General features: G+C 55.7%; 14 protein-coding genes. 9 read left to right on the top strand and 5 right to left on the bottom strand.

The genetic code is table 11. The features are described from left to right. Positions 1-99: 99 nt before the first annotated feature. From ACEWZM_RS16395 to ACEWZM_RS16380, 4 genes are all read left to right on the top strand, one after another. A complete protein-coding gene (locus tag ACEWZM_RS16395; RefSeq protein WP_414007451.1) occupies positions 100-570 on the top strand; it encodes a DUF2852 domain-containing protein in 471 nt (156 codons plus the stop codon). A gap of 173 nt (positions 571-743) precedes the next feature. Then, on the top strand, positions 744-1175 hold the full coding sequence (locus ACEWZM_RS16390) for an RDD family protein (RefSeq protein WP_414007450.1): 432 nt from the start codon (positions 744-746) through the stop codon (positions 1173-1175). A 216-nt stretch (positions 1176-1391) separates the two neighbouring features. Next, positions 1392-2213, top strand: coding sequence for an arginyltransferase (locus ACEWZM_RS16385; RefSeq protein ID WP_414008065.1), 822 nt, complete (start codon positions 1392-1394; stop codon positions 2211-2213). Between the two features lie 3 nt (positions 2214-2216). After that, entirely contained in the window at positions 2217-2600 is a 384-nt protein-coding gene (locus tag ACEWZM_RS16380) for a VOC family protein (protein WP_414007449.1), read from the top strand. A 143-nt stretch (positions 2601-2743) separates the two neighbouring features. Here ACEWZM_RS16380 and ACEWZM_RS16375 read toward each other — a convergent pair whose 3' ends face one another. From ACEWZM_RS16375 to ACEWZM_RS16365, 3 genes are all read right to left on the bottom strand, one after another. Next, the gene (locus ACEWZM_RS16375) at positions 2744-5101 is read right to left on the bottom strand and encodes a TRAP transporter large permease (RefSeq protein ID WP_414007448.1); all 2358 of its coding nucleotides are present in this window, start codon (positions 5099-5101) and stop codon (positions 2744-2746) included. 16 nt (positions 5102-5117) lie between these two features. Then, the gene (locus ACEWZM_RS16370; protein ID WP_414007447.1) at positions 5118-6044 is read right to left on the bottom strand and encodes a TRAP transporter small permease subunit; all 927 of its coding nucleotides are present in this window, start codon (positions 6042-6044) and stop codon (positions 5118-5120) included. A gap of 184 nt (positions 6045-6228) precedes the next feature. Then, positions 6229-7311, bottom strand: a complete 1083-nt coding sequence (locus tag ACEWZM_RS16365; RefSeq protein WP_414007446.1) for a TRAP transporter substrate-binding protein — start codon at positions 7309-7311, stop codon at positions 6229-6231. Between the two features lie 250 nt (positions 7312-7561). Between ACEWZM_RS16365 and ACEWZM_RS16360 the strand changes: the two genes are divergently transcribed. From ACEWZM_RS16360 to ilvN, 4 genes are all read left to right on the top strand, one after another. Then, a complete protein-coding gene (locus ACEWZM_RS16360; RefSeq protein ID WP_414007445.1) occupies positions 7562-8986 on the top strand; it encodes a cache domain-containing protein in 1425 nt (474 codons plus the stop codon). A 90-nt stretch (positions 8987-9076) separates the two neighbouring features. Continuing rightward, the gene (locus ACEWZM_RS16355; RefSeq protein WP_414007444.1) at positions 9077-9721 is read left to right on the top strand and encodes a response regulator transcription factor; all 645 of its coding nucleotides are present in this window, start codon (positions 9077-9079) and stop codon (positions 9719-9721) included. A gap of 461 nt (positions 9722-10182) precedes the next feature. Beyond that, entirely contained in the window at positions 10183-11934 is a 1752-nt protein-coding gene (locus ACEWZM_RS16350; protein WP_414007443.1) for an acetolactate synthase 3 large subunit, read from the top strand. A gap of 64 nt (positions 11935-11998) precedes the next feature. After that, positions 11999-12559, top strand: coding sequence for an acetolactate synthase small subunit (ilvN, locus tag ACEWZM_RS16345; protein WP_414007442.1), 561 nt, complete (start codon positions 11999-12001; stop codon positions 12557-12559). A 94-nt stretch (positions 12560-12653) separates the two neighbouring features. On the opposite strand, the gene ACEWZM_RS16340 is transcribed toward ilvN, so the two are convergent. Next, on the bottom strand, positions 12654-13127 hold the full coding sequence (locus ACEWZM_RS16340; RefSeq protein WP_414007441.1) for a hypothetical protein: 474 nt from the start codon (positions 13125-13127) through the stop codon (positions 12654-12656). 260 nt (positions 13128-13387) lie between these two features. Here ACEWZM_RS16340 and ACEWZM_RS16335 point away from each other — a divergent pair, with 260 nt between their 5' ends. After that, complete coding sequence (locus ACEWZM_RS16335; RefSeq protein WP_414008064.1) at positions 13388-14146, top strand: helix-turn-helix domain-containing protein; 759 nt, start codon at positions 13388-13390, stop codon at positions 14144-14146. A 31-nt stretch (positions 14147-14177) separates the two neighbouring features. Here the strand turns inward: ACEWZM_RS16335 and ACEWZM_RS16330 are convergent, their stop codons facing one another. Then, the gene (locus ACEWZM_RS16330) at positions 14178-15578 is read right to left on the bottom strand and encodes an amidase (RefSeq protein ID WP_414007440.1); all 1401 of its coding nucleotides are present in this window, start codon (positions 15576-15578) and stop codon (positions 14178-14180) included. Between the last annotated feature and the right edge of the window lie 147 nt (positions 15579-15725).

Raw genomic sequence — 15725 nt, 5'->3', positions numbered from 1 at the left:
CATGCAAGCTTGAAACCTGACATCGGCACTCCGATATTCCATAATGTGAAGCGCATTTACATGGACGCCGAACATTGCAACGCTAACCTGGAGACCCCGATGACGAGTTACACCTCAACCGCCCCGCAGCCCTCCGAACAGGGCTGGTTTTCCCGCAGTGAATCCTGGCTGGACAGCAAGGGCAAAGGCGCATGGATCGCGGCTATGGTCCTCGGTTTTGTCTTTTTCTGGCCGGTTGGCCTCGCCTTGCTGTTTTACATGATCTGGAGCAAACGTATGTTCTCAAAATCCTGCACCACCCGCCGTAAGTCTTGGGCTCGCCATGGCATGTCCGCAATGACCCCATCCGGCAACAGTGCATTTGACGCCTACAAGGCCGATACACTGCAGCGGCTAGAACAGGAGCAGCATGATTTTGAAGCCTTCCTGCAGCGTCTTCGCGCCGCGAAAGACAAGTCCGAATTCGATGAATTCATGCATGAGCGTGCTCTGCACAACGACGATGAAGCCATAGAATTGGATGATGAAGCGGACGACGACAACGACGTCCGTCGCGGTAAGCGCCACTGACGCCTGCCCCCGCTTCGCCCCATTGGGGCGGAGCTATCGGAGGGAGTATCCGCATACTGGCGCGCACGGTGCTCCCATTCCGCTCCCCCAAGCTGTTTTTGCTGTCCATATGACTGCGTCAGCTTTGTCGCCACTCATATGTGCCCAAACCTAGAGCCAACAAGGAGGCGTTGATGACCGCCCTGCCCGATCCCGACTATCAGACCGAGTTCTACCAATTTGTTGCCTCTAAGCGTCTGTTTGCCTGGCTGATCGACAGCGCGTTGATCACTGTTCTGGCCAGCATCGCCGTAGTGTTAACGGCCTTTACCGGTTTGCTGATCTGGCCCCTGCTCTACCTGGCGATCGGTTTCATATATCGCGCTCTAACCATCGCCGGAGGCTCGGCCACCTGGGGGATGTATATCGCTGGGATCGAGTTGCGCGACCTTAACGGGCGCAAATTGGATGGTCAGGGCGCATTGCTGCATACGGCGGGCTATACCCTTTCCATGGCATTCCCCATAATACAGATAATCTCTATCCTGATGATGTTGATGTCTGCGCGTGGTCAGGGCCTGACCGATGCAATGCTCGGCACTGTCATGTTGAATCGGCGGGCTTGAGCAACGTTCATGAGCGACCGCTCACGAGCAACCTCCTAAATTCTGTAAACCTTAATCCAATCTGGCCCCTTGGCGCACCTCGAAGGCATTGCTATCATTCCAGTGACCACGTGGCCCGATTGCCCCGCCCTGGCAGAACAGATATGACCTGTTTCCGGTCTGATGTGAGTCATGGCAGCTTTTGTGCCGCAGCCCAAACGGACGACCACCCGCCTGATGCGCCACACTCTGCCGATTGCCCCACAGTTCTATGTGACTGCTCCGCAGCCCTGTCCCTATCTCGCAGACCGGATGGAACGTAAACTGTTCACGGCGCTGCAGGGGGATGGCGTCGAACAGTTGAATAACAGCCTGTCGCAGCAAGGGTTTCGCCGTTCTCAGAACGTGCTCTACAGACCGTCCTGTTCGGAATGTTCGGCCTGTCTTTCCGCACGCATCAATGTCGCCCAGTTCAAGCCCAGCCGTGGACAGAAGCGTACATTGCGGCGCAATTCCGGGCTTGATCGTCGGGCGACCTCACCTTGGGCCACGGAAGAACAATATGCGCTGTTCCGGAGTTACCTTGACAGCCGTCATGCCGACGGTGGCATGGCTGATATGGATGTATTCGAATATGCGGCCATGATCGAAGAAACCCCGATCCGAAGCCGTGTAGTTGAGTATAATGACCTTGAAACCAACGCCCTGACCGCTGTCTCTCTGACGGATGTGCTAGAAGACGGGCTGAGCATGGTTTATTCTTTCTATCAACCCGATATGCCGCAAGCTTCGCTTGGCACCTTCATGATCCTAGATCATATCGAAATCGCGCGCGAAGCAGGGCTGCCTTACGTTTATCTCGGCTATTGGGTCCCGGGCAGCGCTAAAATGGGCTACAAGATCAAATTCACCGGACTAGAAGTCTACTACCGCGGTACGTGGCAGCCGATGACCGACCCCAGTGCATTTGACGACAGCGCCCATCCGCTATCGACCGATCCGATAGCGGAGCAGGTCGCCAATATACACCTGCCTGATTCTCGTCGCGTAGCAAGGTAGCCGATGCAATTCTTTCATGCCCTGACACTGATTGTGCCTGACTACGATGCAGCTATCGAGTTTTATTGCACCACGCTAGGCTGGCAGCTCGCTGAAGATATCGATCAGGGGCGCAAACGCTGGGTGCGAATACTGCCTCCCGGCGCAAAGCAGGGTAGCCTAATCCTGGCCCGCGCTGACAACGATGATCAACGCGCCATCATTGGCAATCAATTCGGCGGTCGCGTAGGGCTGTTTCTGACGACCGATGATTTTGCGCGAGACCACGCCGCGATGCTGGCCTCTGGCGTCACTTTCGAGGAAGAGCCCCGTCACGAACCCTATGGCATCGTTGCAGTCTGGCGCGATCCGTTCGGCAATCGCTGGGATCTGCTCCAACTCACCTGAAGGCAGCCTGCCTTTCTCCTACCTGAATGGTCACAATGACGTAGAGCAACGTTGCTCCCTTATCCCTGATACGCAGTATCCGAATATGAAAAAGGCCCTCCAATGGAGGGCCTTTCCTGATGTCTCGTTTCGTCTCACCGTGATCAGTTTGGCATTAGAGCCGGTACAATGGTCACGATGGCGGGGAACATCCACAAGATCCCCAGACCTACGACCTGGATCAGCACAAAAGGCAGGATACCACGGTATATATGCCCAGTGGTCACCTCTTTGGGAGCTACACCGCGCAAATAGAACAGCGCAAATCCAAAGGGCGGCGTCAGGAATGAGGTCTGCAAGTTGACCGCAACCATAATGGTCACCCATTTCGGATCAAAGGAACCGCCGTAGATCACTGGCCCGACAATTGGGATCACGATGTAGATGATCTCAAGAAAGTCGAGCACGAAGCCAAGGATGAACAACACCACCATCACGATCAGGAAGACCTTCAACTCGCTGTCAAAGCTCTTCAGGAACTGTTGGATATAATGTTCACCGCCAAAGGAGATCACCACAAGGTTCAGCAGCTGCGAGCCGATCAAGATGGTGAACACCATTGAGGTCACCTTGGCCGTCTCGCGCACAACTGGCGTCAGCACCCCACCCTTGAACAGCACCCAGCAGCCATAGATCAGCCCAAAGAGAGCAAAGAGATAGGAGCCATATGCAACACCAAAGGCTATGACAGTTTCCGCTGACACGCCGCCCTGCGCATTGATGCGCAGATCGAAGTTAACGCCTACGAGGATACAGACGGCCACCGCAAGCGTTGCCCAGATGATAATCTTACCGGATTTGCCCTGGTCCTGCAGCTTACGATATGCGGCGAGCATAATCGCCCCGCCCGCCCCAAGCGCCGCAGCTGGTGTCGGGTTGGTAATGCCGCCCAAGATTGACCCAAGCACTGCAATAATCAACACCAGCGGAGGGAACACAACGCGGATCAGATCATTACTGGCGCTACGCGCCGCGGCGACCTTGCAGCCATAGAACGCAAGAAGGCTTGGCAGTGCGATCAGCAGTACTGTCACCCCGGCGGTTGTGGTTGGCGAGATTGCCACCAAATCCACAAGTGCGATCAGTAGAACCCCGATAGCGCCCAAAATCAGCGGCTTCGGATCCCGCGACGGTGCGACCCCGCGACCAACCGCCAGCGTCAGACCCATCAATACCATCAATACGGTCAGACCGGTCCCGATGGGGGCTGCGCTTTCGATTTTGGCAATCTGTGCCGCGGCCAGCTCTTCCTCGGTCAGTTTGGTGGCTTCGCTAACACCGCCTGCTGCATCGATGCTTTCCTGCTCAGCCACTGCGGCATCCCATGCCGTCTGCCCATGCAGGTCGATCATCGCCGCCTGGCAATCTTCGCCGACATTGGTGCGGAGCGAAGCAGTCTGGCCAGCATCCGAGAAGGTTGACACAGTCACGTTCTGACTGCCGATAACATTGACCGAGCCAAGTAGAACCGCGCCCACGATCAACGCTGTCGGTACACCAAGGAACCAGGTCAGACCTTCACCACGGGTGATCGGCTCACCTGTGCCACCCTCCATCATAACGGCAGGGGCTTTTTCCGGGTTCAGAAGCGCATACCCAAAGGCATAAAGCGCATAGAGCAGCGCGAGCAGGATTCCCGGGAGCAGCGCCGCCTGAAACAGCGTGCCAACTGATACCACAGCAGGCTCACCCAGATATGTCAGCGCATCAGAGCAACCAAATTCCTGCGCCCGCGCTTCTTGCGCGGTGGAATAGAGGTCACCAGCCAGCGTGCCAAGGAGAACAATCACGATTGAGGGCGGAATAATCTGCCCGAGCGTGCCAGAGGCTGCGATAACACCCGTCGCCAGCTCAGGCGAGTAGTTGTTGCGCAGCATGGTTGGCAGGGCCAGAAGCCCCATGGTCACGACCGTTGCGCCGACAATGCCGGTAGACGCCGCAAGAAACGCACCCACAACCACGATTGAAACCGCCAGACCGCCGGGCAGCGGGCCAAATACGCGCGCCATGGTGGTCAGAAGATCATTGGCAATCTTGGAGCGTTCAAGCGTGATGCCCATCAACACGAACATCAAAACCGCCAGCAGCGTCTCGATCGAGGCCCCCGCCAGAACACGCTCGTTCATGCGGTTTACGATGAAAGATAAGTTCCGATCCATGGCGGTTTCCCACCCTTGTGGGAACACGGCCTCGGCAACGCGCGGCAAGTCCGGGTATCGGAAGACCGATACCGTATCCGGTTTAACACCGGAACTCACTAGATCGCGATAGACCTGCGACGAGGTGTCAATCGCTTGGTGAACAAGGATCCCGGCGCTGTCGAGCGCTGCAATGATCCCAAAGGAGATGATACCGGCACCGCCAATGGCAAACGCCACTGGAAAACCGGATAGAATGCCGCCGAAGAGGCAAAAGAAAACAATGATCAGGCCTATTTCAACGCCATCAAGTCCGAATAGCATGGGGGCTGTCCCTTAGTTAATGCGCGCCTTCATAGGCTTCTTCACCTTCACCAAGGCTGTCCTTGTCGAGGTGTTTGTTCTCACTGTCAGGGCCTTCAACAAACTCTAGGAACGAGCGGTAGAAGAAGGCAATGGCATGAATGAAGACGATACCAGCGAAGGCGACCAACAGGATCTTGAAGAGGAAGTATCCGTTAAATCCGTTTGGGCTGAACCCGATGGTTTCGACGTTCCAGCGTAGCGCGCGGGATTTCATCAACAGCCGCTCCAATGTATCGGAAGCGGAGGGTTTGGGCACGATCAGGTGACGCCACAAGAAATACCAGCCGTACATCCATGTCAGGACCGCAGCAGGCATCATAAAGATCAAAGATCCCAGCATGTCCACAACGCGTTTGGCACGGAAGCTGATCCCCGAATAGATCAGATCCACCCGTACATGACCGCCCTGCACAAAGGTATAAGTAACGCACAGACAGACAACCAAGGCGTTGTAAAGCTTCAGTTCCTCAGCAAACCAACTGATGTCTTTTTCAAGCGCAATCCCCAAACCAAAGCTCATGTCCGGACGCGCGAACACCCTTTGCATGAACACAATAACGATCTGTTGCAGCACCATCAGAAGACCGGCCCAGGCAAACAGCCGACCCAGCGTGTTGGCAAAGCCCTCCAAACCGCGCACTACACCCCACATAATGGAATTGCGATACATGCCAGCTGCCGTGAGCACCAGAAACGCAGTGAACACGACAAAGAAGAACTCAACCGACCCGCCATAGTAGACGAACCGCATGATGGATGCCTTGTCTGACCAATCGAGCCAGAGCTGCGGGTTGGCGACGGCATAGCCGAAATTATAAAAGGCCCCCGCAAGGTTCTGGATCAACGAGATAAGACCGCCCAATAGGGCTCCAAAAAAGGAAATGCCACTTTCGTCCTGCATTTTTCCCTCGAATAAATGCGTGCAGCGCAAGTCGTCTGAATTGTCATCTTCGGGATAAAAATCAGACGTGCGCGAATACTTGGATCCGCTGGGCACATGTGGCTGTTGCCATCAGTACCGGCTGCAATTGCGAAAGGATCCCCCGCACACTGCGGAGGATCCGATTGAAACCACTCGTTGAGGGTTAGCCCAGAACGCGGTCGCGCTGTTTGGTGTAGGCGCTAGATGACAGGTTGTGCCAGCCCGAGGAAGATTTCATGGACGCCATCGCGCTGTCGTAGATCTTCTTGTACAGCTCGTCGCCCAAGTTTTCGTCGTGCACTTCCTTGGAAGCCTTGCCGAATGCATCCCAGACACTGTCAGGGAATTCCATGACCTTAACGCCACCGGCCTGCAGACGCTGCAGTGCAGCACCGTTGTTCGCCAAGAACTGGCTCAGGTTCCACTGGTGCGCTTCACCAGAAGCAATTTCGATGATCTTCTGATGCGCAGGGCTCAGGCTATCGAAAACGTCGCGGTTGGTCGCAACAGACAGACCTGCACCCGGCTCGTGGAAGCCAGCAGTGTAATAGGTCTTTGTAATTTCCTGGAAACCAGCCTTCTCGTCCGCCCAGGGGCCGATCCACTCGGTGCCGTCAATCGCACCGGAGGACAACGCCTGATACACTTCGGAACCAGGGATATTCTGAACGGATGCGCCCAGTTTACCAAGCGCCTTGCCACCCAAGCCGGGCATACGGAACTTCAGGCCGTTGAAATCTTCGGGGCTGTTGATTTCTTTGGAATACCAACCACCGGCCTGTGCACCGGTGTTGCCGCCGAGGAAGGATTTTAGACCAAAGATCTGACCCAGCTCATCGTGCAGCTGCATGCCGCCGTCCTGATAGTACCAGTTCACCAGTTCCTGTGCGGTCAGACCGAAGGGAACCGCGGTGAAAAACGCATAACCCGGATGCTGGCCAACGAAGTAGTAGTCGGCACCGTGATACATGTCAGCCTGACCGGAGGTCACAGCATCAAAGACTTCGAACGCGCCAACCAGTTCACCGGCAGCTTTCAAATCCACGGTCAGCTGGCCATCGGACATTGCGGTAATGCTGTCTGCCACGCGCTGTGCGGAATCGTGTACACCGGCAAGGCCGCGGCCCCAGGTGGTGACCATAGTCAGGGTACGTTTACCCTGTGCATAGGCTGGTGCAGCCAGAGTGGTGGCCGCAGCGGCACTGCCCCCCAGCGCGGATGTCTTCAAAAAGGAACGACGATCCATAATTTCTCCTCCCATTTAATTGAATTGCCTTGGGTCTGCGCCCAAGGCGGGTCTCATCGAGTGAGGCAAGCCTAGCCTTCGCTTGCGTCATGTGAATACCTACTACTGCGTAGAAAACCGCATTTTGGACCTTTTTTTGGCCAAAATTCAGGCAGACTACAAAACGCGCCTCAAGGGATCCGATCATTCGTGCGTTAGATGCACGAATGGGGGCTTTGATTCTCAAATTGGATTGCGTAACGATTCGACCATGCGCCTGATCCTCAATTTCCTGCGACCAAACTACGCCCAGAAGCTGTCCTTGCTTGCCACCCTGCCGCTGATTATTGCAGGGGCCGCGATCGCAGTCTTAGTCGCCGTACAGTCACGTGCGCTCGCCGAGGGTGAGATCAAAGCCCTAGAGCAGGAGCTGTTGCAAGCCAAGATGGCCGAACTCCGCAATTATGTAACCCAGGCCCGCAATGGGTTTTCACATATTTATGGGCTCGCGGCTCCTGACGATGAAGAAGCCAAGGAACAGGTCACTCAGATCCTTAGTGCGATGATCTATGGCCGTGACGGGTTTTTCTTTGTCTATGATTATGACGGCACCAATCTGGTCAGCCCACGCCAAACCGAATTTATCAATAAAAACTGGACCGGATTAACCGACAGCCGTGGCACTCCGGTGGTGGATGAGTTCATCCGCCTCGCACGAAAAGGAGCTGGTTGGCACACATTCATGTGGGAAAAACCCTCGACCGGCGAGGAGGCACAGATGGTGGCCTATGTGCTGGGACTACAAGACTGGCGATGGGCAATCGGCACTGGGGTGTTCATTGACGACGTACTGGCGTCGGTCGCCGCGTCCCGCGCGGAGGTCGAGACCCGCATCCGTCGCACATTCTACTACATCGGCGGCATCACCTTGTTTGCACTTGGGTTGGTCTTTGCGTCAGGGATGGTGCTGAACATTCGCGAGCGCCGACTGGCCGATGCAAAACTGAAAGAGTTGACCCAGCGGGTATTCGACGCCCAAGAAGAAGAGCGTGGCCGCGTGGCACGGGAATTGCACGATGGGATCAGTCAACTATTGGTCGGCGTTCGCTATGCGTTGGACAATGCGCGAAGACGCCTGTCACGTGGGGATTTCGACCGTGTCGAAGATCCACTGAACAAGGGTATTTCGCATCTCGGCACAGCCATCATCGAGGTTCGGCGCATCAGCCGCGATCTGCGCCCCGGCGTACTGGATGACCTCGGGCTCGGACCCGCGTTGAAGGCGTTGACCGATGACTTTGCAACCCGAACCGGGATTGAGACCCGTTTCAGCACCGTCGTGTTTCGCAACCGGCTGGACGGCGAGGCTAAGATCGCACTCTACCGGATCGCGCAGGAGGCTCTGACCAATATCGAGCGTCACGCCGAGGCGACTGAGGTCACCATGGATTTGCGCGGTCACCCGCGTGGGGCCACCATGCGGATCAGCGATAATGGGCGCGGCCTCCCCCCCGTGCAGGATCGTGGCGGGCCGGGGATTGGCTTGCGAAATATGCAGGAACGGATCGAACGGCTTGACGGCACCCTCCGGATATTGTCATCACGAGGCACACAAAGCGGCACGGTAATTGATGTCTTGCTGCCGTTGAGCCATCTGCTGCCCCCCGGAGACGCAGCCTCCAAACGGGTATCTTAAATCAATACCGTGCTCCTGCCAGGCCGCCACGAACGCATCGCTGCGGCAGTGGTGGGGGGCTGGATCGCACAAGCTAATTGAGGGGTGAATATGCCAAACACCATTCGTGTCCTGATCGTTGATGATCACCCAATGGTGGCCGAAGGCATTCAGTCCATCCTCGAAAGCTATGATGATATCGAAGTCGTCGGCATCCCCAACAATGGCGAGGAGGCCGTGGCCGAGGCCCGCAGTTTGCAACCTGATGTCATTCTTATGGATCTGAATATGCCCAAACTGGGAGGGCTCAGTGCAACTGAGATCATCCTAGAGCAGGCCCCCGCAACCCGTATCCTGATCCTCTCGATGCATGACAGCGCGGAATATATCTCCAGCGCACTGACCCACGGCGCGATGGGATATGTGCTTAAAGACGTACCAACCGAAGAAATCCGTCAAGCCATTGATACAGTTATGCGTGGCGAGACCTATCTGTGCACTGGCGCTGAAGGTTCGCTAAAACCGAAGGATGCCCCGGATCGTGAAGCCCTGACCGGACGTGAGCAGACCATTCTGTTGGAGCTGGCGCAGGGTAAATCAAACAAAGACGTGGCGCTGGCATTAGATATTTCTGTTCGCACCGTCGAAACTCACCGCAAGAACATCAAACGCAAGCTGGGGATTTCCTCGACCGCTGGTCTCACGCGATATGCGCTGGAGCATGGCGTGTTGCAAGGCACCGGTCACAGCTTCTGACCCGCCGTATGCCACGCGCATATGGAATGTCATTCTTGCGCAATGGCACGGCGAAAGACACAGCGAAGTAAGTCCGTAACGGTCAACACTTCCTCAATACTCAATCAAAAACGCCGAGCAGATAACGCCCGGCTAAATAAAATCACGGATTTAAGTCCGAAATGACATAGTTTGACCCGACCTAAAACCTGAAAATGTCGCGAAAGAGCCTCGCCGCGCAACAAAATGTCCCAAAACAGGGCGTTTTTGGTTCATTTCCCTGTTGACGCTCCCTGCCCCCAGTCATAAGGTCCGCTTCAACGCTAAAGGAGCCAGCACGATGAAATACCTAGTCGTAGTCGTAGGAACCACGCGCATGGGCCGGTAACGGTAGACCATAATCCAACCCATGCGCCTCCGACCAGAAATCGGGGGCTTTTTTTATGCGAAACGGACGATGCCGCCAATTGGAGCTAAAGCAGATGAAACGTGAGATGACCGGCGCAAAAATGGTTGTTCAGGCCCTGAAAGATCAGGGGGTGGACACGGTCTTTGGTTACCCCGGCGGTGCTGTCCTGCCGATTTATGACGAGATCTTTTTGCAGAATGATATCCGGCACATCCTGGTGCGCCATGAACAAGGGGCTGTCCACGCCGCCGAAGGTTATGCCCGGTCGACCGGTAAGCCCGGCGTTGTTCTGGTGACCTCCGGTCCCGGAGCGACCAATGCCGTGACGGGTATGACTGACGCACTTCTCGATTCCATTCCGTTGGTGGTTCTTACCGGTCAGGTACCAACCTTCATGATCGGCTCCGACGCTTTTCAGGAAGCCGACACCGTGGGCATCACCCGCCCCTGCACCAAGCATAACTGGCTGGTCAAAGACACCGAGAAGCTGGCAGGCACGTTGCACGAGGCCTTTCATGTTGCAACTGCGGGTCGGCCCGGACCAGTGCTGATCGATATCCCCAAGGATGTGCAGTTTGCGACCGGCACCTATCAGGGCCCCAAACCCGCTGCATCACATTACCAACCCTCCATGAAGGGCGACTTGGAAGCCATCACCGAGTTGGTCGCGGCACTGGAGACCGCGAAGCGACCAGTGTTTTACACAGGCGGTGGCGTGATCAACTCAGGGCCTGGCGCCAGCCAGCTGTTGCGCGAATTGGCCGAGGCCACAGGCATTCCAGTGACCTCAACATTGATGGGACTTGGTGCATATCCTGCTTCAGGAAAAAACTGGCTGGGAATGCTGGGGATGCATGGGCTGTATGAAGCCAATATGGCGATGCACGGCTGCGACCTAATGATCAACATCGGCGCGCGTTTTGATGACCGGATCACTGGCCGTCTTGATGCGTTCAGCCCGAATTCAACCAAGGCGCATATCGATATCGACCCGTCGTCGATCAACAAAGTGATCCGCGTGGATATACCGATCGTGGGCGACATTGGTCATGTGCTTGAGGACATTCTGAAGATCTGGAAAAGCCGCGGGCGCAAGATTGACAGTGCAGCCCTCGCCAAATGGCAGAACCAAATCAGCGAATGGCGCAATGTGCGCTGCCTGTCCTACACTGCGTCCGGAAGCACTATCAAACCGCAATACGCGCTGGAACGGCTCGAGGCTCTGACCAAGGATCGCGACCGCTACATCACCACCGAGGTGGGCCAGCATCAGATGTGGGCGGCGCAGTATCTTGGTTTTGAAGACCCCAATCGCTGGATGACCTCTGGTGGCCTGGGCACCATGGGTTACGGCACCCCTGCCTCGCTTGGGGTTCAGGTAGCCCATCCGGACGCCTTGGTGATCAATGTCGCCGGCGAAGCATCCTGGCTGATGAACATGCAGGAGATGGGCACGGCAGTGCAATATCGCCTGCCCGTCAAACAGTTCATCCTCAACAATGAACGCCTTGGTATGGTGCGTCAGTGGCAGGAATTGCTGCATGGCGAGCGCTACAGCCACTCCTGGTCGGAAGCACTGCCCGATTTTGTGAAACTCGCCGAGGCCTTTGGCGCAAAAGGCATCATCTGCAAGGATCCCAAGGATCTGGATGACGCCATCATGGAAATGCTCGATTACGACGGCCCGGTGATTTTTGACTGCCTCGTTGAAAAGCATGAAAACTGCTTCCCGATGATCCCGTCGGGCAAGGCCCATAACGAGATGCTCTTAGGCGAAGCCGATACACAAGGTGTCATCCAGGCCGGCGGCGCAGTTCTGGTTTAATCCACCAGAAACCGATTTTGCGGGGCGGTTTCGCCCTGCCCCGACTATTAGGAAAGGGACTTAAATGTCTGCCCTACATATCAAAAAAGGCTCCACCAGCCATTCCGCCTATAACCTACGTCCGAATTTTTCGGATGTTCAGGAACGTCACACGATAACCATACTGGTGGAAAACGAACCCGGTGTTCTGGCCCGTGTAATCGGACTGTTTTCGGGGCGTGGCTACAATATCGACAGCCTCACCGTCGCCGAAGTAGATCACACTGGTCACCTGTCGCGTATTACGATTGTCACGACCGGCACGCCTCAGGTAATTGAGCAAATCAAAGCACAATTGGGTCGGATTGTGCCAGTACATGAAGTGACTGACCTGACTGTGGAAGGCCCGTTTGTGGAACGTGAACTGGCGATTGTGAAGGTGGTCGGCGAAGGTGACAAACGTGTCGAAGCCATGCGTTTGGCAGAAATCTTCCGTGCCAAAGTCGTTGATACCACACTCAATAGCTTCATCTTTGAGTTGACTGGCGCACCGGACAAAATCGATGCCTTTGCTGAATTGATGCGCCCATTGGGATTGACCAAGATTGCGCGCACAGGCGTGGCTGCCCTACTGCGCGGCGCCTGATCCGGATCAAACAGCGCACAAAATGGGGGCTTCGTTGTTACGTAGCCCCTTGTCTCTGCCTACTATCGTTGGCGGCACTAGTAGATTTGAATGATCAGCCGCTTCGTCGTTTTGACTGCGCCCGTTCATCTCTTGCATGTTTGTCTGGGAAAGACACTACCGTTCCATCACCTACCTGATAACTGGACTCAGCTATCGCTGGTGTCACGTTGGTTTCAACAGATGAGCAGGCACCTGGATCAGAATATAGCGGATCACAGCGTGCATCCTCCCAAGACATAACCGTCGCACTCGATTGGCTCTGTGGCGGTTTGGCTTCGGCCTCATGCTCTGCTCGGGCAAGCTGCTTCGCCAACTCTGGGCTCTGGCTCTCTTCGATCACACGTAGATCGTAGGCCAGCCTTAAATTGCCCTCTCGGGCAATGGAAAAGGCGACACAATCGCCTTTGCGCACGTTCATCTTATTATCTTCAGCATTCCACCGAAAATAGACCAAATCCCCGTGATCCTCACACCAGATCACTGCTTGCCGTAGTTTGAAGTCCGTCCAAAGAACGACACCGATCATATCACACCTCGCGTTGCCCCCGCTCTATTCTGAGATAAATAATGACGTAGGGACACCACAAAACCCTAAATTTACTTGCGCCAATTTGTGTCCGATTTACGCAATATTGACGCTAACCAGCGTCATAAACTGCGAAGATTATCTACAACTGTGTTATTGTACTCAGTAATTGACCCCAAGATTTTGTATCCAGTGCAGTTCGACACATAGAGGGGCTAACCTTGAGCCACACCAACCGTTCCCCCGTAGAGCTCCGCAATATGTTTGGAGCAAACTTGAGGAAGTTGGCTTCGGACCATCCGTCGATCTCGGAGCTGTCGCGTCGCCTTGGCATCAACCGCACCCAACTTAATCGATATCTAACTGGTGAGAGTTTTCCACGTCCTGATGTTCTAAGCCGTATCTGCAACTTTTTTGATGTAGATGCGCGGATCTTGCTCGACCCAGTGGATCAGCTGCCCAGCAAGGGACAGATATTGCAGGGACCTATTCTTGCGGACTTCCTTGGCCCCGGCGTCACCAAAGTCACTGAGGCGTTTTTTCCATCGGGGCTATATCAGTTTGTGCGCCGGAGTTTTGTGCGGGCCGATCGCTATGTCTTAGGTTTGGTTCAGGTGTTTCGCCGCGAGGGCATTGCCTATGTGCGCGGATATGAAGCGAAATCGGCGATGCGCTATCAGGGACTGCCGTCAAACCCTCAATCAAGGGAATTTCGCGGTTATGTCTCGGCCCACGACGATGGCGTTTCATTCATGCTCGCGCGACGCGGCGGAATGACCGCCTCATTCAATTATCTGGCCAACGTGCCGTCAATGAAGGCAAATATTTGGTCTGGCTACGTCGCCCGGACCAGCCGTGACAGCGCCGCCTCCGATCGGGTCACACTTATGGTCTATGAACATTTAGGCACAGACCCTGCCGCCATCCTGAATGCTGCGCGGCGCGCTGGTTTCATTGAGCAACATCAGCTGAGCCCTTTCCAACAGCAGCTGTTGGGCGTCGGCAACCAATTTCGCTAAAGTGCAATAACAGCCCTGCAAGGCTGAAGCACTATGTGGGGGGACGGCGCTCTGGCCATCGGGTTACAGTATGATAGGCCTGTCCCAATGCCAGGAGATCCTGGTCTTGTCCATGTGCGGCAAAGATTTGCAGCCCCATTGGCAGGCCATTTTCACCGAACCCCGCCGGAGCAGCGAGACAAGGCAGGCCAAGCAGGCTGACTGGCGCAACCACTTCCATCCAGCGGTGATAACAATCCATATCGGTACCGTTTATAACCCCCGGGTGATCAAGGTCGATTTCAAATGGCCAGCATTGCGCAGTCGGCAGCACCAACGCATCATATTGCGTAAACAACCGTGCTGCGACCCGTTGCCAATCTGACCGCAGATCAGACGCCGCCTGGATCTCCCGCCCGGTCAGGGCCAGTCCCCGCTCCAACTCCCACTGTGCGCTGTCTTTCAACTGTTGTTTTTGTTCCAAAAACACCCTCAGGCCAGCAGAAACCGCGAAGGATCGCAGCGTCGTCCAACTTTGCCATATCCGCTCCGCCGCAAATGGTGGTGTCAGCAATTCAACCTGATGGCCCAACTCACGCAACACGTCCAATGCTGCTTCGCAAGTGTCCAGAATACCCGGCTCCATAGGATAAGAGCCGCCCCAATCCGCCAGCCAGCCAATGCGCATTGGGCCGATGGCAGGCTGGAGCGATACTGGCTCGTTCAATGCGGCGGTGGTTGACAGGGGCTGGCGTGGATCTGCGCCGGACATCACATTCAGCAGCAGTGCCAAATCCTCAGGGCTGCGGGCCATGGGACCATTGGTCGACAGCGTATGCAGGAACACATCACCACGTGGCTCATTCGGGACGCGGCCCCAGCTTGGACGAAACCCGTAGACATTGCACCATCCGGCGGGATTGCGCAGCGACCCCATCATATCAGACCCATCTGCCAGCGCGACCATGCCGGTAGCCAGCGCGACAGCCGCCCCACCAGACGACCCGCCGCAGCTACGCGTTCGGTCATAGGGGTTGGCGCAGGCACCATAGACCGGATTGAAAGTGTGCGAACCAAGCCCAAACTCAGGTGTATTGGTCTTGCCAATAATCAGCGCACCGGCCGCCCGCAGCCGCGCGACCATCAGATCGTCATGTTGAGGAATAAAATCCGCCAACAACGGAGAGCCTTGCGTCGACGGCACCCCCGCCACATTGGTCAAATCTTTGATCGCCATCGGCAAGCCATGCAGCGCACCGCGTGTGGTCGCTAGATCAGCGGCGGAGGCCTCAGCCATCAGGTCGTCACGATCACGCAGGGCCACTATGGCGTTGACGTCAGGATTGACCGCCTCAATGCGCGCCAGCGTTTCCTCCATCTGCGTCACAGCGCTGCGACGGCCACTAGACAAATTCTGCAAAATCTCTTGGGCACTGGACAGGCTCTGGGTCAATTATGCGGCTCCTGATGGGAATTGGTCGCAGCCTAGCCGGGCAAAACCACAAATAATACCCGCGTGCCTAGGCAAACGGATTTTCTGTCTATGTCAGTGCTTTGTCTCTGTTCAAACTCACAACTCCCTGATCCGGGCCGCGAATGT

The organism is Phaeobacter cretensis (assembly GCF_047372505.1).
Taxonomy (GTDB): domain Bacteria; phylum Pseudomonadota; class Alphaproteobacteria; order Rhodobacterales; family Rhodobacteraceae; genus Phaeobacter; species Phaeobacter cretensis.
The sequence above is the reverse complement of the archived record's forward strand: the minus strand, read 5'-3'. Positions and strand labels throughout refer to the sequence as shown.